General features: G+C 44.9%; 20 protein-coding genes. 16 read left to right on the top strand and 4 right to left on the bottom strand.

Annotated elements, in window-relative coordinates:
• Nucleotides 1-63: 63 nt before the first annotated feature.
• The 11 genes from fabG (at nucleotide 64) to GT674_RS10835 (ending at nucleotide 12,929) form a co-directional block, all read left to right on the top strand.
• Entirely contained in the window at nucleotides 64-813 is a 750-nt protein-coding gene (gene fabG / locus GT674_RS10885; RefSeq protein WP_161285714.1) for a 3-oxoacyl-[acyl-carrier-protein] reductase, read from the top strand.
• Nucleotides 810-2,051 (top strand): beta-ketoacyl-ACP synthase II, encoded by a 1,242-nt coding sequence (gene fabF / locus GT674_RS10880; RefSeq protein ID WP_161285713.1) that lies wholly within the window; start codon nucleotides 810-812, stop codon nucleotides 2,049-2,051. Before fabG ends, fabF begins: the two co-directional genes overlap by 4 nt.
• A gap of 5 nt (nucleotides 2,052-2,056) precedes the next feature.
• Nucleotides 2,057-2,512 (top strand): acetyl-CoA carboxylase biotin carboxyl carrier protein, encoded by a 456-nt coding sequence (accB, locus tag GT674_RS10875; protein ID WP_161285712.1) that lies wholly within the window; start codon nucleotides 2,057-2,059, stop codon nucleotides 2,510-2,512.
• Between the two features lie 15 nt (nucleotides 2,513-2,527).
• Entirely contained in the window at nucleotides 2,528-2,956 is a 429-nt protein-coding gene (gene fabZ, locus GT674_RS10870) for a 3-hydroxyacyl-ACP dehydratase FabZ (protein ID WP_161285711.1), read from the top strand.
• Between the two features lie 10 nt (nucleotides 2,957-2,966).
• Entirely contained in the window at nucleotides 2,967-4,313 is a 1,347-nt protein-coding gene (locus GT674_RS10865; protein WP_161285710.1) for an acetyl-CoA carboxylase biotin carboxylase subunit, read from the top strand.
• 29 nt (nucleotides 4,314-4,342) lie between these two features.
• Nucleotides 4,343-6,061 (top strand): acetyl-CoA carboxylase carboxyltransferase subunit alpha, encoded by a 1,719-nt coding sequence (locus GT674_RS10860; RefSeq protein ID WP_161285709.1) that lies wholly within the window; start codon nucleotides 4,343-4,345, stop codon nucleotides 6,059-6,061.
• Between the two features lie 662 nt (nucleotides 6,062-6,723).
• Entirely contained in the window at nucleotides 6,724-8,592 is a 1,869-nt protein-coding gene (gene ftsH, locus GT674_RS10855; RefSeq protein WP_161285708.1) for an ATP-dependent zinc metalloprotease FtsH, read from the top strand.
• On the top strand, nucleotides 8,576-9,118 hold the full coding sequence (locus GT674_RS10850; protein ID WP_161285707.1) for an HdeD family acid-resistance protein: 543 nt from the start codon (nucleotides 8,576-8,578) through the stop codon (nucleotides 9,116-9,118). The genes ftsH and GT674_RS10850 overlap by 17 nt, the downstream gene beginning before the upstream one ends.
• 134 nt (nucleotides 9,119-9,252) lie before the next feature.
• Entirely contained in the window at nucleotides 9,253-10,869 is a 1,617-nt protein-coding gene (locus GT674_RS10845) for a hypothetical protein (RefSeq protein ID WP_161285706.1), read from the top strand.
• A gap of 96 nt (nucleotides 10,870-10,965) precedes the next feature.
• Nucleotides 10,966-11,640, top strand: coding sequence for a response regulator transcription factor (locus GT674_RS10840; protein WP_161285705.1), 675 nt, complete (start codon nucleotides 10,966-10,968; stop codon nucleotides 11,638-11,640).
• A complete protein-coding gene (locus GT674_RS10835; RefSeq protein ID WP_161285704.1) occupies nucleotides 11,637-12,929 on the top strand; it encodes a sensor histidine kinase in 1,293 nt (430 codons plus the stop codon). Before GT674_RS10840 ends, GT674_RS10835 begins: the two co-directional genes overlap by 4 nt.
• 113 nt (nucleotides 12,930-13,042) lie before the next feature.
• Here the strand turns inward: GT674_RS10835 and glgD are convergent, their stop codons facing one another.
• Nucleotides 13,043-14,158, bottom strand: a complete 1,116-nt coding sequence (glgD, locus tag GT674_RS10830; protein WP_161285703.1) for a glucose-1-phosphate adenylyltransferase subunit GlgD — start codon at nucleotides 14,156-14,158, stop codon at nucleotides 13,043-13,045.
• A gap of 1 nt (nucleotide 14,159) precedes the next feature.
• Complete coding sequence (locus GT674_RS10825) at nucleotides 14,160-15,299, bottom strand: glucose-1-phosphate adenylyltransferase (protein WP_161285702.1); 1,140 nt, start codon at nucleotides 15,297-15,299, stop codon at nucleotides 14,160-14,162.
• Nucleotides 15,300-15,676: 377 nt separating this feature from the next.
• Between GT674_RS10825 and GT674_RS10820 the strand changes: the two genes are divergently transcribed.
• From GT674_RS10820 to GT674_RS10810, 3 genes are read left to right on the top strand one after another with little or no spacing between them, the layout of a single operon-like run.
• Nucleotides 15,677-17,095, top strand: a complete 1,419-nt coding sequence (locus GT674_RS10820) for a sugar transferase (RefSeq protein WP_161285701.1) — start codon at nucleotides 15,677-15,679, stop codon at nucleotides 17,093-17,095.
• Complete coding sequence (locus GT674_RS10815; protein WP_161285700.1) at nucleotides 17,064-17,900, top strand: LicD family protein; 837 nt, start codon at nucleotides 17,064-17,066, stop codon at nucleotides 17,898-17,900. Before GT674_RS10820 ends, GT674_RS10815 begins: the two co-directional genes overlap by 32 nt.
• A 4-nt stretch (nucleotides 17,901-17,904) precedes the next feature.
• A complete protein-coding gene (locus GT674_RS10810; RefSeq protein ID WP_161285699.1) occupies nucleotides 17,905-18,741 on the top strand; it encodes a glycosyltransferase in 837 nt (278 codons plus the stop codon).
• A 45-nt stretch (nucleotides 18,742-18,786) separates the two neighbouring features.
• Here GT674_RS10810 and GT674_RS10805 read toward each other — a convergent pair whose 3' ends face one another.
• A complete protein-coding gene (locus tag GT674_RS10805) occupies nucleotides 18,787-19,524 on the bottom strand; it encodes an ABC transporter ATP-binding protein (protein ID WP_161285698.1) in 738 nt (245 codons plus the stop codon).
• Nucleotide 19,525: 1 nt separating this feature from the next.
• A complete protein-coding gene (locus GT674_RS10800; RefSeq protein ID WP_161285697.1) occupies nucleotides 19,526-20,311 on the bottom strand; it encodes an ABC transporter permease in 786 nt (261 codons plus the stop codon).
• A gap of 264 nt (nucleotides 20,312-20,575) precedes the next feature.
• On the opposite strand from GT674_RS10800, the gene rpmG reads away from it, so the two are divergent.
• Entirely contained in the window at nucleotides 20,576-20,725 is a 150-nt protein-coding gene (rpmG, locus tag GT674_RS10795; RefSeq protein ID WP_044925727.1) for a 50S ribosomal protein L33, read from the top strand.
• 34 nt (nucleotides 20,726-20,759) lie between these two features.
• On the top strand, nucleotides 20,760-20,969 hold the full coding sequence (gene secE / locus GT674_RS10790) for a preprotein translocase subunit SecE (protein WP_022215466.1): 210 nt from the start codon (nucleotides 20,760-20,762) through the stop codon (nucleotides 20,967-20,969).
• Nucleotides 20,970-20,978: the final 9 nt, after the last annotated feature.

The following is a 20,978-nucleotide window of genomic DNA, read 5'->3' as shown; positions in this document are numbered from 1 at the left end:
CGTAACTGTTCACAGTGACGAGAAATCATCTGGTCGCAGCAGATGCCGAGAGGAGAGAAATAAGTGGCAGAGCAGAATAAGAAGAAAGTGGCTGTTGTGACAGGTGCTTCCAGAGGAATCGGAAGAGCCATTGCCCTGGAACTTGCTTTTAGAGGCGCAGCAGTTGTGATTAATTATAATGGTTCTGAGGAACGGGCAAAAGAAGTACAGAAAGAGATTGAGCAAAAAGGCGGCGAGGCAATGATCATGCAGTGGAATGTTGCGGATTACAAAGCCTGTGAAAGCGCGGTTAAAGACATCGTAAAAACTTATGGAAGTATTGATATTCTGGTGAATAATGCCGGAATTACAAAGGATGGGCTTCTGATGGGAATGTCAGAGGAAGATTTTGACAAAGTGATCGATGTCAATCTCAAGGGAAGCTTCAATATGATGCGTTTTGTTTCCAGACAGATGCTCCGCCAGCGAAGTGGTCACATTATCAGCATGGCATCTGTGGTAGGAATTGCCGGAAACGCAGGACAGGCAAATTATGCAGCGTCCAAAGCCGGGATCATAGGAATGACAAAGAGTGCAGCGAGAGAGCTGGCATCCCGTGGAATTACGGTCAATGCAGTTGCACCGGGATTTATTGAGACAGAGATGACAGCAGTGTTATCCGAGGAAGTAAAAAAAGCATCTGCCGCACAGATCCCGCTGGGACATTTCGGCAAACCGGAGGATATTGCAAAAACAGTAGCTTTTCTGGCATCTGATGATGCTGCATACATTACCGGACAGGTGATTCAGGTTGACGGAGGAATGGTCATATGAGTAAAAGAAGAGTAGTTGTCACCGGACTTGGGGCAGTTACCCCTATTGGAAATACTGTAGAGGATTTCTGGGCTGGAATCCGTGAAGGCAAGGTTGGCATCGGACCGATCACAAAGTTTGATACTACAGATTATAAAGTAAAGATCGCGGCAGAAGTAAAGGATTTTAATGCGAAGGACCGTATGGATCCGAGAGCTGCAAGACGTATGGATTCGTTCTGTCAGTATGCGGTAGCGGCAGCAAAAGAAGCTTTTGAGGACGCGAGGCTTGATATGGAAAAAGAGGATTCTTTCCGCGTGGGTGTTATTGTAGGATCCGGCATCGGAAGCCTTCCGCAGGTAGAGAGCAATTATGAAAAAATCCTCACAAAAGGACCAGGTAAGGTAAACCCGCTGATGGTGCCTCTGATGATCTCCAATATGGCCGCCGGAAATATTTCTATTCAGCTTGGACTGCGCGGCAAATGTACGGATGTTGTGACTGCCTGTGCATCCGGAACGCACAGCATTGGTGATGCATTCCGTGCAATTCAGTATGGTGATGCAGAGGTGATGCTGGCAGGAGGAACCGAGAGCTGTATCTGTCCGACAGGAGTGGCTGGTTTTACAGCACTTACAGCACTGACCAAAACAGAAGATGCTTCCAGGGCATCCATTCCTTTTGACAAAGACAGAAGTGGCTTCGTGCTTGGTGAGGGTGCCGGAATCGTAGTTCTCGAGGAACTGGAGCATGCAAAGGCGAGAGGAGCAAGAATCTATACGGAACTGGTTGGCTATGGTGCAACAGCCGATGCATTCCATATCACTTCTCCTGCAGAGGATGGAGCTGGTGCGGCCAGAGCGATGGAACTTGCAATGGAAGAAGCGGGTGTTCAGCCGTCAGAGGTGGAATACATCAATGCACATGGAACAAGTACGCATCACAATGATCTGTTTGAGACAAGAGCGATCCATAAGGCTTTTGGAGATGCAGCAAAGGATCTTGTCGTAAACTCAACCAAATCCATGATCGGCCATCTTCTTGGTGCAGCCGGCGGCGTGGAATTTGTTACCTGTGTAAAATCTCTGGAAGAGGGATTTATCCATCAGACAGTCGGAACAACGCAGGCAGATGAAGAGTGTGATCTGAATTATGCGATCGGAGCTCCGGTAGAAAAAGAGATTCACTATGCAATGAGTAATTCTCTTGGATTTGGCGGACATAACGCAACACTTCTTGTAAAGAAATATGAGGGTTGATAATTATGGAATTTGAAAATCTTCTTACATTGATAAAAACAGTGTCAGATTCTGAACTGACGGATTTTGATTATGAAGAAAATGGCACTCGAATCCGACTGAAAAAGAAAAAAGAGACAGTAGTGGTTGCGGGAGCTTCTGCTGATGTTCCGATCGCACCCCTTGCAGCAGCACAGGCTGCGATCCAGAACAGCGAAACTGTGGCTGATGCAGACAGAGAACCGGAGGGGATGATCGTAAAATCTCCTCTTGTCGGAACTTTTTATGCAGCACCTGCCGAGGATGCCGCTCCGTTTGTTTCGGTCGGCGACCTGGTAAAGAAAGGTCAGACACTTGCCATTGTGGAAGCAATGAAGCTGATGAACGAGATTGAAAGTGACTTTGATGGTAAGGTTGCAGAAGTTTATGTAGAAAACGGACAGGCTGTAGAGTACGGACAGCCATTGTTCCGGATTGTATAAATGGGAGTATATGCCATGAACAGATTAGGTGTAAAAGAAATTGAGCAGATTCTTCCTCACAGACATCCGTTTCTTCTTGTGGATTATATTGAGGATTACGAGCCGGGGAAATTTGCGGTTGGATATAAATGCGTAACTTTCCGTGAGGATTTTTTTAAGGGACATTTCCCGCAGGAGCCGGTGATGCCGGGTGTCCTGATGGTGGAAGCACTTGCACAGACAGGTGCAGTGGCAATCTTAAGCCTGGAGGAGAACAAAGGCAAGATTGCATATTTTGGAGGAATCAAAAACTGCAGATTCCGTGGAAAGGTTGTTCCGGGAGATAAGCTTCGTCTGGAGACAACGATCATCAAATGTAAAGGACCTGTAGGGGTTGGTCATGCAGTTGCAAGTGTTGATGGTAAAGTTGTGGTTGATGCAGAACTGACTTTTATGATTGGATAGGTGAAACACTATGATAAAAAAAGTGCTGATTGCGAACAGAGGGGAGATTGCGGTGCGGATCATCCGTGCATGCAGAGAAATGGGAATAGAGACAGTGGCTGTTTATTCGGAGGCAGACAAAGATGCACTTCATACACAGCTTGCGGATGAGGCAGTCTGTATTGGACCGGCACCGTCATCCCAGAGCTATCTCAGCATGGAAAATATCATCAGTGCGACAATTGTTACAGGAGCCGATGCAATTCATCCGGGATTTGGTTTTCTTTCGGAGAACAGTCGTTTTGCCGAGCTTTGTGAACAGTGTAATATTACTTTTATCGGACCACCGTCCAGCGTAATTGCAAGTCTTGGAAATAAGCAGGCAGCCAAAAATACGATGGCAAATGCCGGTGTCCCGATCATTCCTGGTGGAAAAAATCCGATCTATACAGTAGAAGAAGGAATGAAGGAAGCGGAAACGATCGGTTATCCGGTCATTATCAAAGCGGCTCTTGGCGGTGGCGGCAAAGGAATGCGTGTTGCAGATACGCCGGAGGATTTTGAAGAAAGCTTCCGTACTGCACAGAAGGAAACGCAGATGGCGTTTGGAGATTCTACAATGTATGTGGAACATTTTGTGCGTCATCCGAGACATATTGAGTTTCAGATCATGGCGGACAAATTTGGAAATGTCATTCATCTCGGCGAGCGTGACTGCTCTATCCAGCGAAATCATCAGAAGATGATCGAGGAATCTCCATGTGAGGTAATCTCGGATGAACTTCGTACAAAGATGGGCGAGGCTGCTGTAAAAGCAGCGAAGGCTGCCAGATACGAAAATGCGGGAACGATAGAGTTTCTTCTTGATAAAGACGGCAGATTTTATTTCATGGAAATGAACACCAGAATCCAGGTAGAGCATCCGGTCACAGAGTGGGTGACAGGTGTGGATCTTGTCAAGGAGCAGATCCGTATTGCATCAGGGCTTCCGCTTTCCTGCCGTCAGGAGGATATTCATCTGACAGGTCATGCGATTGAGTGCAGGATCAATGCAGAAAACCCATCCAGGGGCTTCCGTCCGTCACCGGGAACGATCACAGATATGTATTTTCCGGGTGGTAAGGGAATTCGTATTGATTCCGCGGTGTACAGTGGATATACGATTCCACCATATTATGATTCCATGATCGCAAAAGTGATTGTGTGGGCAAAGAATCGTACGGAAGCTATCCGAAAGATGCAGAGCGCACTTGGAGAGGTGATCATTGAGGGCATCGACACGAATGTGGATTATCAGTATGAGATTCTGGATCACCCGGATTTTCAGTCTGGCAATACAGATGTAGAGTTCATCGAAAGAATGGAAGCAGACAAGTAAAGTTTTGGTATTAACAGGAGTTAGTGATCATGAAGTTGGATAACATGTTCAAAAAGACAAGGATTATTTCCAGAATACAGAGCCATAATGCGGCCCGTGCCCCCAGACCGGAGGTACCGGAAGGGCTTCTGCGTAAATGCAACAAATGTGGAGCAGCTATTATCACAGAGGATGTAAAAAAAGGATACTATATCTGTCCGAAGTGCGGAGGATATTTCCGTGTGCATGCATACCGCAGAATCCAGATGGTAATTGATGAGGGAACGTTTGAAGAGTGGGATCACGATCTGGTCGGTGGAAATCCTGTTGATTACAAAGGTTATCCGGAAAAGGTGCAGGCACTTCAGGAGAAAACCGGACTCAGAGAAGCTGTAGTTACAGGAAAAGGCAAGATAGGCGGCAGAGATACCGTGATCGCGGTCTGCGACGGAAGATTTCTGATGGCGAGTATGGGCTGGGCTGTCGGTGAAAAGATTACCAGAGCGGTGGAGCGTGCTACTGAGGAAAAACTCCCGGTTATTATCTTTGCCTGTTCGGGAGGTGCCAGAATGCAGGAGGGAATCACATCTCTGATGCAGATGGCAAAGACTTCTGCGGCACTGGAGCGTCACAGTAAAGCCGGACTTCTGTATGTATCTGTCCTGACAGAACCGACGACCGGTGGTGTGACGGCAAGCTTTGCAATGCTGGGAGATATTATCCTGGCAGAACCGGGAGCGTTGATTGGTTTTGCCGGACCTCGTGTGATCGAGCAGACGATCCGTCAGAAGCTTCCGAAGGGATTTCAGAGAGCGGAGTTTCTTGTGGAGCATGGTTTTGTAGATGATATTGTAAGACGTGAGAATCTGAAGGAGACGCTTGGAAAGATTCTGGAGCTTCATGCAAATGCAGCTGCCGAGGGTCAGGCCGAGAAGACAGATGGAAGTGATAAGGGAGATACAGGATCACCTGTTGGCATCAATCCTTATCTCACTGCCTGGGATCGTGTCCAGATTTCACGTAAGGTGGACCGTCCATCCGGCAGTGATTATATAGAAGCACTTTTTACAGATTTTATCGAATTCCATGGAGACCGCAACTACGGTGATGACAAGGCCATTGTTGGTGGAATCGCAAAATTCCACGGCAGACCTGTCACTGTGATCGTGCAGGAAAAAGGAACTAACACAAAAGAAAATATCGCGCATAATTTCGGTATGCCGATGCCGGAGGGCTATCGTAAGGCACTTCGTCTGATGAAGCAGGCGGAGAAGTTCCATCGACCGGTTCTTTGTTTTGTTGATACTCCGGGAGCATTCTGCGGTATCGAGGCAGAGGAACGGGGACAGGGTGAGGCGATCGCCCGTAATCTCTGGGAGCTTGCAGGTCTTAAGACGCCGGTGCTGTCTGTTGTGACAGGGGAAGGCGGAAGTGGCGGTGCGCTTGCACTTGCAGCAGGTGACCAGGTATGGATGCTGGAAAATTCTGTGTATTCGATTCTTTCGCCGGAAGGTTTTGCAAGTATTCTCTGGAAGGACAGTGCAAGGGCGAAGGAGGCTGCAGGGGTTATGCAGCTGACGGCCGCGGATCTCTATGAGAAGGGCATCATTGAGCAGGTGATCCCGGAACCGGAAAATCTGACTTCTGAAAGCCTGTGGCAGGTGACAGAAAGACTGAATGACAGGATCGGAGAGTTTCTGCAGAAGTACACTGCTTTATCTGAGGAGGAACTCCTGGAGCGCAGGTATGCACGTTTCCGTAAGTTCTGATTTTTGATTTTTTAAGTGTTTTAATGTATACGACAGAGTAAGCCCCATATCCAGAATAAGAAATACCGCTGCGCATGCATCTCATAACGCAGTACTCGCGAGTATTTCACTCTGGATATGGGGTTTACTCTGTCTGTGCATCGTGAAACATAAGAGGCTAATTTACGCTCTCTTTTGACCCACTATCATTTCCAAAAGCAGCTGTCAAGGCATCACTTCGTTGATGGCATTGCCCCGTATGTCTCGGAATTTTGCCATATTCATGGCAAAACACCTCGCGGGATATTACCTGTGAACAGTTACTGGACAGCCACTTTAGTTACTCCTTCCCTCGGTGCATTTGGGGTCGGTTTACAGGCAGAAGGATTCCCGTGTAAGGACAGGAATACTCGCGAGGCCTGCGTAGCGCGATGCAGGCTAATTTCCGCCATCAAGCCCTCTGTCTGAGCGCCAGCGAGTCAGGGCGACTGGCGGATAACAGACGCATGCATCAAGCAGCAGACGCAGCGGTATTCTACGTCCCTACACGGGAAGTCCTCTGCCGTAATCCATCCCCACAACCCACTTCATTTCTTTTCCCCACATTCTCGATTTTGTCTATGTTAAAGCGTTTCTTATAGTACTATAATACATAGTAAAAATAAGAAACGGAGGAGACACGAATGAAAGAAGTAAAATCACCCAAAAAGCCATTGCTTTACTATTATGGGATCGTACTTCTGATATTGGTCATCTTTAACGTAGTCATCACACCGATGTTCGCAAAAAGCATGGTCAGAGAAGTAGACTATGGAACCTTTATGACTAAGATCGAACAGAAAAAAATCGAAGACGTTCAGATTGAGGACAATCAGATCCTTTTTACAGACAAAGATGATTCAGACACCATTTATAAAACAGGCGTGATGGAAGATCCTACACTGACAGAACGCCTTTACAAAGCAGGAGCAAAATTCTCCAAAGAAATCGATCAACAGCTGTCACCGATAGCCAGCTTCCTGCTGACAGGAATTCTGCCCCTGGTGATCTTTATCGCACTCGGCCAGTATCTGAGCAGAAAACTGATGAACCAGATGGGCGGCAAAAACTCCATGGCCTTCGGTATGGGAAAGAGCAACGCTAAAGTTTACGTACCATCAACAGAGGGCATTCGCTTCAGTGATGTTGCCGGTGAAGAAGAAGCAAAAGAAAACCTCCAGGAAATCGTAGATTATCTCCATAACCCGGAAAAATACACCAGAGTCGGTGCTTCCATGCCAAAAGGAGTTTTGCTTGTAGGCCCTCCAGGTACCGGAAAAACCATGCTGGCAAAAGCAGTAGCCGGAGAGTCCAATGTTCCATTTTTCTCCATGTCAGGCTCCGAATTCGTGGAAATGTTTGTCGGTATGGGCGCATCCAAAGTCCGCGATCTTTTTAAACAGGCAAAAGAAAAAGCACCATGCATCGTATTTATTGATGAGATCGATGCCATCGGTAAGAAACGAGACGGACAGATGGCAGGCGGCAATGATGAACGAGAACAGACACTGAACCAGCTTCTTACAGAGATGGATGGCTTTGAGGGAAACAATGGAGTGATCATTCTGGCGGCAACCAACCGCCCGGAATCCCTTGATCCCGCCCTGACCCGTCCGGGACGTTTTGACCGAAGAGTCCCAGTCGAACTTCCGGATCTCGAAGGCCGTGAGGCAATTCTCAAGGTACATGCAAAGAAAGTCCAGCTCTCAGATGATGTTGATTTTCACACGATTGCAAGAATGGCTTCCGGAGCTTCCGGAGCAGAGCTTGCCAACATCGTAAATGAGGCAGCACTGCGTGCAGTCAGAGACAATCGTGAAGTTGTAACAGAAGCAGATCTGGAAGAAAGCATAGAAGTCGTTATCGCAGGATATCAGAAGAAAAATGCAGTACTTTCCGATCAGGAAAAGAAAGTCGTAGCTTATCATGAGATTGGTCATGCACTTGTGGCGGCCATGCAGACACATTCCGCACCAGTGCAGAAGATCACGATCATTCCGAGAACCTCCGGAGCACTTGGTTATACCATGCAAGTAGAACAGGGAGATAAATATCTTCTGACCAAAAAAGAACTGGAAAACAAGATCGCAACCTTTACCGGCGGACGTGCCGCAGAAGAAGTTGTTTTTGGAGAAGTGACAACCGGCGCTTCCAATGATATTGAACAGGCGACCAAGATTGCACGTTCTATGATCACCCGATATGGTATGAGCGACGATTTTGATATGGTAGCCATGGAAACCGTGACGAACCAGTACCTTGGAGGCGATGCATCTCTGGCCTGCTCCGCAGATACACAGAATGAAATTGACCGTCAGGTAGTTGAACTGGTCAAGAGAGAACACGAGAAAGCAAAGAAAATCCTTATGGATAATCGCCAGAAACTTGATGAACTGTCAAATTATCTCTATGAAAAAGAGACAATCACAGGAGATGAGTTTATGGCAATCCTCAAAGGAAACGAAGAGAAGATTGAAGCAAAGGAGGATGAGCACTATGAGAAGACAGTCTGATATCGGATGGACAGAACTGATCATAGGAATCATTCTGATTATCTTTGGACTTTTTATTGTGAGACAGCCCGTAGGAATCATTACCTGGATCGTAATCGTATGTGGAGTTCTTGCGATACTCACAGGAATTGCAGATATTATTCTGTATGTCAGAATGGAACGCTTTACCGGATTCGGTCCCATCCTTTCTCTGATAACAGGAATTTTGAGTGTGATGGCAGGTTTTATGCTGATCGTTCATCCAGGTGCAGGAACCTGGGCGATCGCAATGATTCTTCCAATCTGGATTATTGCACACTGTGTCTCCAGACTTTCCCATCTTCAGTATATGAGAATGCATTTTGGAACAACCTACTATTATATTTCGATGATTTTGAATATTCTCGGATTGATCGTAGGATTCCTGCTGGTATTCCGGCCAATGATCACGATTTTTTCCATGGGAGTACTTGTGGGTGCCTATCTGATCCTTGAAGGAATCGAGTGCATTGTGGCAGCAGTGAATGGAAATCAGTACTACAGATAAAAGGTAACAGCAACACAGAATCTTCACAGCTTCTTTAAAGTAGAATTAAAGTTCCACCTTTATAGTATGTATATCGAAACGAAAACAAAGTATTTCAAAAGATATATGGTTACTAAGAAAGGTGGAATTTTTTTATGAAGAAAAAATATGTGGCAGTAATGTCAGGTCTGGTTTTGAGTATGTCAACTGCAAGTGTCTATGCAGCAGGAAGCTCAGCGGAGATAGCAGCAGAATCAACGAAGGACAGTTCATCGGACGATTCGGATAGCAAAGCTTTAGATGATAAGGCAGGAACCCAGGGAGAAAAGCCGGACGGTGAGCCACCGGAAAAACCGGATGGAGACAACAGTGAACCACCGTTAGGAGAAAAGCCGGATGGCGAACCACCGCAGGGTGACGGACAGGGTGGCCCGGGAGGTACACCTGGCGGACAGTCACAGGGAGTAGAAAGCTATGACGCTGCAAACGACTATACAGAGGACACAACAGTAGATGGAGAGACATTGAGTTCTACGGGAACTGACGAGAATGTGGCACATATCTCAGAGGGAGCAAAGGTTTCTATAAAGAATTCAACGATCACAAGAGAATCCTCGGACAGTCAGGGTGGTGATAACTCCAGCTTCTACGGAGTTGGAGCAGCAGTCCTTACAACAGACGGCGAAGCATATGTAAGCAATTCCACGATTGATACGGATTCGAAGGGAGCAGCAGGATTATTTGCCTACGGTGATGGAATCGTTTATACGGCAAATGATACGATCACAACGAAACAGGATACGTCAGGAGGTATTCATGCAGCAGGCGGCGGTAAGCTCTATGCCTGGGACATGACAGTGGAAACGAATGGAGAATCCTCAGCGGCGATCCGAAGTGACCGTGGAGGCGGAACCATGGTAGTGGATGGAGGAACTTATACATCCAATGGAGTTGGTTCCCCGGCAATTTACAGTACAGCAGATATTTCCGTAAATAATGCAGCTCTTACCGCGAATGGATCTGAAGCAATCTGCATTGAAGGTCTGAATTCGATTCATCTGTTTGATTCAGACCTGACCGGAAATATGAGTGACAGCGAGCAGAACGACTGTACCTGGAATGTGATTCTTTATCAGAGCATGTCAGGAGACTCCGAGGTTGGCAACAGCACCTTTGAAATGAACGGCGGTTCCCTGACAGCAGGAAATGGTGGAATGTTTTATACAACCAATACAGAGTCAACGATCACTCTCTCTGATGTGGACATCACCTATGCCGATGACAGCGAGTTTTTCCTGAAATGTACAGGAAACAGCAACCAGAGAGGATGGGGAGAAAGCGGAGCCAACGGTGCAGAGTGTCTGTTTACAGCCGAGAATCAGGAAATGCAGGGAGATGTAGTCTGGGACAGCATCAGTCAGCTTGATTTTTATATGACAGACGGAAGTACACTTACCGGAGCAGTGACAGATGATGAGAGCAATGCGGGTGAAGGAGGAGATGGATACTGCAATCTCTACATTGGTGAAGGATGTACCTGGACCGTGACAGGTGACAGTACGCTGACCAGTCTTTCCAGCAACGGAACAATCACAGATGAAGATGGAAATGCGGTTACGGTAAAAGGAACCGATGGAACGGTTTACGTAGAAGGCGAAAGCAGTTATACTGTAACTGTAGCTTCGTATTCCGATACAGCGGATCTTTCCGGTGCTTCTTCCACAACGCAGTGGTCTGACTATGAAACAGAGAAGCCGGAAGCACTTGCATAGGGAATATTATAAAGGTAGGTATATTTTGGGACAGCGAGAATGTCTGTTTCGGAATGAAATGACGGATTATAAATAGTGACAATAAAGGAGGAGCGTATGAGACTTTTACTTGCAGAAGATGAGAGAGACCTTTCTGATGCACTGGTGGCAATCCTGAAGCACAACAACTATTCTGTAGATGCGGTTTATAATGGAGAGGATGCATTGAATTATCTGGAAGCTGATAATTACGATGGTGCGATCCTGGATATCATGATGCCGAAGATGGACGGCATTACGGTATTAAAAAATATTCGTGCACAGGGTAATGACATACCGGTACTGATTCTTACCGCGAAATCCGAGGTGGATGACCGTGTTCTCGGGCTGGACAGTGGTGCAGATGATTATCTCAGTAAGCCCTTTGCGGCGAAAGAACTTCTTGCAAGAATACGCTCCGTGACAAGAAGACGAACGGAAGCTGTCAGCTCCACGCTGAAGGTAGGAAATCTTTCACTGGACTGTACTACCTTTGAATTAAAATCTCCAACCGATGTATGCAGACTGCCAAACAAGGAGTTTCAGGTGATGGAACTTCTGGCAGCAAATCCAAGCCAGGTGATCTCGACAGACCGTTTCATGGAAAAAATCTGGGGATATGACAGTGACGCAGATGTTGGCGTGGTATGGGTTTATATTTCCTATCTCAGAAAAAGACTGGCGGCTGTCGGAGCAAATGTGAAGATTAAAGCGGCGCGAGGTCAGGGATATTATCTGGAGATACAGTCATGATACGGGATTTAAGAAAAAAATTTATTCTGGTGGCAATGCTGTCAACGATGCTGGTACTTGCTGCGATCATGGGAGTCGTCAATATCAGCAATTACAGGGAGATGCTGAAATGTGCAGATGAGATGACAGAACTTCTTGCACAGAATGATGGGAAATTTCCGGAAGGACCGCTCCCGGTAGAGGCAGATAAAAAAGTGAATACCCTTTCAGGGGATGAAGAATCTACAGACACTCCGCCTGAGAAACCGCAGGGAGATAAAAACAACAAGAGTCGTTTTTCGGCAGAGACTCCATTTGAAACCCGATATTTCATGGTGACTGTGAATGAAAATGGAGAGATAACAGACTATGATCTGGATCGGATCGCGGCTGTAGATGAGGAAACAGCAGAAACATATACGCAGAATATTCAGACCAGTAACAAAACAACCGGATTTCAGGGGATTTACCGTTACAGAGTAATACAGACTGAAGAAGGACAGAAATATGTCTTTCTGGACTGCCGCCGGGAGATCTCGAATTTCAGAGCAGTACTTGTGACGACGATCGCGGTATCCGTTCTTGGTCTTGCGGCCGTTTTTGTACTTGTAGTGATTTTTTCCAGAATGGTATTTCGACCGGTGGAAGAAAGTATCCGGAAACAGAAACAATTTATCACAGATGCCAGCCATGAACTCAAAACGCCGCTTACCATCATTGATGCGAACACAGAAGTCCTGGAGATGGAGAGCGGGGAATCACAGTGGACCAGGAGTACCCGAAAACAGATACAGAGACTCTCCGGTCTGGTGCAGCAGCTTGTAACCCTGAGCCGGCTGGACGAAGAAAAAGGGATAGAAGAAAAAAGTGAATTCTGTATCTCAGACGCAGTGTCAGACTGTGTACAGCCATACGAAGTACTGGCACAGACCCGTGAAAAAAATCTGACATCCTATATAGAGGAAAATCTTTCCTATATCGGAGACGAGCGTTCTATTCGCCAGATGGTGGGAATCCTGATGGATAATGCGATAAAATATTCTTCCGAAAATGGAAATATCACATTAAAGTTTAAGAAGAATGGCAAGAAGATTTTGCTGGAAGTATATAATGATGCGGAAAACCTGCCCACAGGAAAACTCGATGTTCTGTTTGAGAGATTTTACAGACTGGACAGTTCCAGAAATTCTGCCACAGGAGGATCCGGTATCGGACTGTCAGTGGCAAAAGCAATCGTGCAGGCACATAAGGGTAAGATCACAGCAGAGAATAAAAATGGAAAAGGTCTGAAGATCACGGTCATATTATAAAAGAATACAGGGTGAAATAAAACCCCGATGAGTGGATGTCCTGAACTGTCAGGAAAATCATTCATCGGGGTTGCTTTATGTATTTATCTATTCATCATGAAGACTTGTTGAAATCAGAGAACGTCATCTCTGCGGATATATCCAGGGTGTCCCTCCTCAGCAATAATCTCATTGCCGTGAATAACCTTGGCCCATTTATCCATAACCTGATTCTCGAGATGTGCATTCTCGCCGACAACAGTATGAGCAAGTACAACACTGTTCTTAACCACGGCACCTGGTTTGATCTGGCAGCCACGTCCGATAACAGAATTCTCTACAGTTCCCTCGATCAGACATCCGTTGGAGATAACAGAATTCTTAACATCTGCTCCCTCAAGGTACTGAGTCGGGCAGGAGTCGTTCGTTCTGGTATAGATCGGCCATTCCGGATTGAACAAGGCATCTGCTGTCTTGAAGTCAATCAGAGAGATGTTTGCGTTGTAGTAGCTGTTGAAATCTGTGATAGAAGCAAAGTAACCTCTGTGGGCAACACCACGGATATCAAGCTCTCCGGCACAGGTGTTTACAATCTGGGCAAGAGTGTACATGGAAGAAATCTTTTTGGCTTTCTTGATCAGCTCAATAAGAAGCTCTTTCTTCATAATGTAAGTGTCCATGAAGATATTACGTTTCTGAGCACTTCCGCGGTTCTTCTCGATGGACTCGACGCCTTTCTGTTTGTTCAGGTTCAGAACATCACAGTTAATGAACGCTTCTCTTGCATTATCAACGGAATGATACAGAAGAGTAATATCTGCTTCAGAATCGATATGTGCCTGCAGAAGTTCACTGTAATTCTGTGCATATACCATATAGGAAGGTGCAATGATAACATATGGCTCATGCATACGCTCTATGAATTCAAGATTTTCTGCAAAAGCAGCGATATCTGTATTATATACATCATTCTCAGAACTGTTCTGGGCAAACATGAGCTGAAGTTTGCCGCGCTTGGAGTTGATGTTGTAATGGCGTCCGGTTCCCAGATGCTCTGCCAGTGAACGCGGTTTGTTTCTTACATATACCTGAATGCGGTCAATACCGCTGTTGCTCATATTTGAAATAGGAAAGTCAATGACACGATATCTTCCAAGGAAGGAGAAAGCACCGATCGGACGATACTGCTGCATTCCTTCTATCTTAATATGGGTTCCGGAAGATGTAACAATTCCAAATGCTCTTGCCATGTTATTCTACCCCCTTTACACGTTTGGACACAAGCTCGATGTTTTCGCTGTTAGCACTACCGACAACAGCACCCTGTCCGATTTTGACATTGTCAGCAACAAGTGCACGCTGTACAACGGCACCGGCCGCTACCTCTACGCCTGGCATGAGCACACTGTCAATAACCTTTGCACCTTCGCCAACGGTACATCCGGTAAACAGTACGGAATGACTTACTTCGCCTTCTACAACACAGCCCTGTGTGATGAATGCTTTGTTGATCTTGGCATTTGGTCCAATGTACTGAGGAAGAGCCGGAGTGTCCTCTGTGTAAATCTTCCATGTCGGATCGTTCAGGTTCAGTTCGTTTCTGGAATCGATAAGATCCATGTTTGCTTCCCAGAGGGAGTCGATGGTTCCTACGTCTTTCCAGTAGCCTTTGAATTTGTATGCAGCGAGTGTTTTGTTATCGTCAAGGAGACATGGAATGATATCCTTACCGAAGTCATGATGGGAATCCGGATTCTTCATATCAGCAAGGAGGATCTTGCGGAGAAGCTTCCAATTAAAGATATAAATACCCATAGATGCGAGATTGCTCTTTGGATGTTCTGGTTTCTCTTCAAATTCAACGATGCGGCCGTTGCCATCTGTGTTCATGATACCGAAACGGCTTGCTTCCTTCATCGGAACTTCGATGACTGCGATCGTTGCATCGGCATTCATTTCTTTATGGTAATCCAGCATCTTATCATAATTCATTTTGTAGATATGGTCACCGGAGAGAACTAAGAGATATTCCGGTGAATATTTATCGATAAAATCGATATTCTGAGAAATTGCGTCAGCAGTACCTCTGTATACATCCAGATCGGCGTCGGCCTTTTCACGAGGCGGGAGAACAAAAACGCCACTCTCTCTTGCATCAAGCCCCCAACGACCGCCTGCTGCTACATAACTGTTCAGAAGGACAGATTCATACTGGGTAAGAACACCCACGATGTCGACACCGCTGTTAGCGCAGTTGCTTAACGGGAAATCAACGATGCGGTATTTACCGCCATATGAAACTGCCGGTTTGGCAACTTTGTTGGTAAGTTCATGGAGACGACTGCCACGGCCGCCAGCCAGGATCATCGCTAACATGTTGTTTTGTTTCATAGTGAACCCTCACTTTCCTTTAATAATCCTTGTATAACCTACATTATACAATTTTTACAAAAATATTTCTACAATTTTGAGCAAAAAAGTGTGAATTTATTGAAGAAAAATTTTATGAATTGTAAAGAGTGCATTAAAAAAAAGAAAAAAATATAATAAATAGGTGTAAAATCAACAAAAAATCGAAAAAATGTACTAAAATTCTACAAAATAAGAAAAGTTTTTGTTCAGATTCACAACAAAATCTGCCGGGACAGATGGAGCAATGCAAAGATCGTGCAATGACTGGACGGAAAAGAAGATATACGTTATAATAGCAACGTCAGGAAAAAGAAATAATAAATATCATAATTAATGGTAGAATAAGAGGTATTCTGGTGAAAAGACGAGAAGATTTTAAACGCTTTGTTGTTTTCTGTCTGGCAAGCCTTGTGGTAATTGCCCAGACAGCTGTTTTTGCGTATATCTGGTACGATTTTTACAGAGGCCTGATCTTTGAGCCTTTCTGGAGGAAGGGTAACTGGGTGCTGATCGCAATCTATGCACTGATCAATGTCCTGTTTTCCAGATTGTATGGAGGACTGAAGGTTGGTTATCTGAAGAGGATCGATGTATTTTATTCGATGACGATCGCAACGATCTGTACGAATATTTTTACGTATTTCCAGATTACATTGATCAACCGCTGGTTCTTGGATCCGCGGCCGATGGTTGAGATGACACTGGTACAGTTTGTGATCATTCTGATCTGGATCTGGGGATCCAGATATATTTACTCCAGACTTTATCAGGCACGTAAGCTTCTGGTAATTTACGGAGACAGAGATCCGGGCGATCTGATACAAAAGATGAACTCCCGTAAAGACAAATATGAGATCAGCGGTAAAGTCCATATTGATATGGGCGAGAAGGAGATTTACCGTCTGATGAAGGAGTATGACGGAGTTATTATCTGGGATCTTCCTTCTCAGATCCGTAACCGTTATCTGAAGCATTGTTTTGCACATTCTATTCGCTGTTATCTGAGTCCAAAGATCTCGGATGTGATCCTGATGGGAAGTGAGCGTATCCATCTGTTTGATACACCACTTCTGGTTGCAAAGAATATGGGGCTTTCTATAGAACAGAGAGCGGCCAAGAGAATTCTGGATATTGTGGTATCTGCATTGGGAATCATTGTTTCATCTCCGATCATGCTGATTGCGGCATTGTGCGTCAAGCTGTACGATGGCGGTCCTGTATTCTATTTTCAGGAGAGACTTACACTTGGCGGCAGACCATTCAAAATCTGTAAATTCCGCAGTATGTGTGTGGATTCGGAGAAAAACGGAGCACGCCTTGCATCAAAACATGATTCCAGAATCACTCCTGTCGGAAAGGTGCTGAGAAATCTTCATCTGGATGAGCTTCCGCAATTGTTTAATGTGTTTATGGGAGATATGTCGCTGGTAGGTCCGAGGCCGGAACGTCAGACGATCATGCGTGAGTATCGGAAAGAGATACCGGAGTTTTATTACAGACTGAAGGTGAAAGCCGGACTTACCGGTTATGCTCAGGTTTATGGCAAATACAATACGACACCATACGATAAACTGAAGCTGGACCTTTTCTATATAGAAAACTATTCGTTTTTCCTCGATCTGAAGCTTCTTTTGATGACAGTAAAGATCTTTTTCCAGAAGGAAGTTTCTGAGGGAGTGGATGATGATCAGATAAATGCTCTGAAGGATTCGGTGGAAGAAATTACCAGGGAGGATATCCGTCATGATGGAACAGAAAACAGAGAACCAAAATGATCTCAGAAAGCTCCAGCTTGTGGAACTGGATATTCTGAAGGAGTTTCTGAGAATATGTGAGAAATATCATCTTCGTTACTATGCGCTGGGAGGTACACTTCTGGGTGCAGTAAGACATGAGGGATTTATTCCGTGGGATGATGATATTGATGTAGGAATGCCGAGACCGGACTTCAGACGATTTGAAAAGATTGTCGAGAAGGAACTTCCGGAATATCTTCATTACTGCAGTTTCAAGAAAACAAAGGGCTATAATCATTATGTGCCAAGGATCACAGACAGCCGTGTCAAGGTGATTGATGAATCTGCTGCTGTTGATGCGGAGAAGGAAGCATGGATCGACATCTTTCCGCTGGATGGAATGCCAGGAAACAAATATATCCGCAAGATCCACTGTTTTGGCCTTCTGATCGCGAGAGCAAGAGTGAATTACTCGCTGTTTTCAACAAATGTTGATCTTAAGCGCAAAAGACCGCTGCATGAGCAGCTGTTAATTTCTGCGGGCAAGGTGCTTCCGGTCGAAAAGATCTTCCGTACGGACAGAGAACTGAAGCGCCTCGACCGGATGATGCAGAAATATTCCTATGACAGTTCTCCATACCTGGTAAACTTTATGGGAATCCATAAGCTCAAAGAAATGTTTCACAGGAAGCATTACGGCAGAGGAGCCGATTATCCTTTTGAAGATATTTCACTGAGAGGACCGAAGGATTATGATTTTGTTCTCCGACAGATGTATGGAGAATACTGGAATCCTCCGTCTGTACAGGAGATGAACCATCACAATACCAGAATTAAGGAGTGATAGTATGGGAACAGATGCAGAGAAGACCTATTCTGTTCTGATGGCAGTTTACGGAAAAGAAAAACCGGAGTTTTTTCGTCAGAGTATTGAGAGTATGCTTGCACAGACACTGCCTTTTTCGGATTTTGTTCTTGTCTGTGATGGAGCACTGACACATGAATTAAATGAAGTGATCAGCTGGGCACAGGAAGAAATGGACGAGAAACTTCAGATCATTCGCCTGAAAGAAAATAAGGGACTTGGAAAGGCCCTGCGTACAGGTGTTCCAAGGTGCCGCTGTTCCGTGATCGCAAGAATGGACAGTGATGACATCAGCAGACCAGATCGCTGTGAGAGACAGTTCCGTATCATAGAGAGAGACGGATATGATCTGGTGAGTGGTACTTTGCAGGAATTTGTCAGAGAACCGGGAGATATGGACAGGTTGAGAGTGCTTCCGCGTACTTCTGAAGAAATCCTGCAGTATGCGAAGAAGAGAAACCCTTTCAATCATCCATGTGTGATGTTCCGTAAGGAATCGGTTCTTCGCGTCGGAAGTTATCAGGATTTTCCCGGATTTGAGGATTATTATCTCTGGATACGTATGCTGCGCAAGGGCTGTAAGGGGTATAATGTGCAGGAGGTAATTCTTGATATGCGGACTGGCAATGGCATGTATGACCGCAGAGGAGGACGCGATTATCTGTACTGGGTACTGCGTTTTCAGAGATATCTCTACTGTAAGAATTTCATTACAAAGAAGGAATACATCCAAAATTGTCTGGTCCGTACAACTGTTGGTGCGATTCCGGGTGGAGCCAGAGAGAAGTTTTATCATGTATTTCTCAGAAATGGAAAATAGCAGTAAATATAAAAACTGTGCTGATCAGATGATCAGCACAGTTTTTTAGTTGTTTTCCATGAAGTCTACATATTCTGCAAGAACCGGTTTAGGATCTCCGATCCGTTTGATCTGTCCGTCGTGCATCCACATAACTGTGTCACACAGCTCCTGAAGCGTATCAATGCTGTGGGATACGATGACAACTGTACGATCTTTGTTGGAAATAAGACTCTTCATTTTGTTGTAACTTTTTTTCTTGAATTTCTGGTCTCCGACACTCAATACCTCATCGATAAGCATAATGTCGGTTTCCAGGATAGCAGTAATGGAGAATGCCAGTTTGGAATACATACCACTGGAGTATGTCCTTACAGGCATATCGATAAACTCACCGAGTTCGGCAAATTCAACGATTTCTTCTTCTTTGGCACGAACTTCTTCCTCGGAGAAACCGAGAAGCATACCAGAGAGGACGATGTTTTCTCTTCCGGTCATTTCACGCTGGAAACCAACACCGATGGACAGAAGGGAAATGGAATGTCCCTTCAGATCAATTGTTCCGCTGTCCGGGGAAAAGATTCCGGCCAGGGCATTCAGAGTGGTGGATTTACCACTTCCGTTCTTGCCGATGATTCCGAGGATCTCGCCTTCACGTACATAGAAGGAGATTCCCTTTACAGCTACAAAACGGTCAGCCTTCTGGCGACGGAAGTGCAGCAGGTTTTTCTTGATAGAAGTCTTCTTGAGATTCTGATAACTGATCACCAGATCTGTGACTTCAATAGCATGTTTCTCTTCCATATTATATCACCTTTACATAACTGTTTTCATTTTTGTAGATCTTGCGTACACCTAAGATACTGATAATGAGACCGATCACAAACCAGAGAAGCAGAAGCTTTCTGTGTGGCGTCCGGCCGTAGATCAGACAGTCACGGGAAGCAGTCAGCAAGAATGCGATAGGATTTCCCCTTCCGACATAGCTGTTATACGGGGCAGGAAGTCTGTCCATAATATTCCAGAATACACCGGTAAGATAAAACAGAAAACGCAGTGCAATGTTCAGTACATTGGAAAGGTCTTCTACAAATACTCCGTAGTGAAGGAGAAAACAGGAAAATCCAAACACCAGGACGATCAAAGTCATCAGGATCGGAATGAAATACAGAACATTCCAGGTTACCGGAACTCTCCATACGATCATCATGGCAACAATGATAAGAAGGGAAATACACATCTTAAAACCGTTGACGCCCATCTTGACGAAGAGAAGGATGAATTTAGGTATATATACTTTGGATACGATCGGTTTATTGGCCTTAATTACTTTGACACTCTGGAGAAGACTCTTATTAAAGAAATCCCACAAAGTGATACCGATAAAGACGAAAATTGCAAAGTACTGTTCCTTGGACTTGAACACATATCCGAACATGAATACATAGATCAGCATAAAGCAAAGAGGATCCAGTATCCACCAGAGCCAGTTCAGATAGGAATTGGCTATTTCGGATTTTAACTGAGCATTGGAAGAATAGATAGCATATTTCCAATACTTCTTCAAGTCATCCTTGAATCGATTAAACATAAAATCCGCTCCTATATTAATATAAAAATTATAGACCCCCAGAAAACTGAGGGCATTCGACTTTTTTATCATACACTACGAAAAGAACATTGACAAGAGTAAACTTGTTTTATAAGAAATACTTCTATAAAAATGAATGCAAAACTCTTGACTTCTATATGTAATGTGTGCTAAACTAGACGGGCGACATGGAAGTTAGGTCTTTTTTTTATGCAAAAAATAAAAAGAAGACTCACGCAAATGAAAACACTGGAGGTGGAAGTTGTGCGCGTTAAGATTACATTGGCATGTACGGAGTGCAAGCAGCGTAACTACAATATGACCAAGGAGAAAAAGAATCATCCTGAGCGTCTTGAAACAAAGAAATATTGTAAGTTCTGCCGTACCCATACTCTGCACAAGGAAACAAAGTAATCACAAAGTATTGTGAGTTTTGTGAGGTTAGACTATGCAAGAGAAAGAAAAATCTGCTGGCACTGGTCAGAAGAAAAAATGGTTTCAGGGACTTCAATCGGAATTCAAAAAGATTGTCTGGGTGGACAGACCTACACTGGTTAAACAGACCATTGCGGTTGTTGCCATTACAGTAGTTCTTGCTGTGATTATCAGTATTATGGATTCTGCCATTCTGGAAGGTGTAAATCTTTTAATGAAATAAGGATAACGG

Source organism: Blautia sp. BIOML-A1 (assembly GCF_009883055.1).
Taxonomy (GTDB): domain Bacteria; phylum Bacillota; class Clostridia; order Lachnospirales; family Lachnospiraceae; genus Blautia_A.
This window is presented reverse-complemented; position numbering and strand designations above follow the sequence as displayed.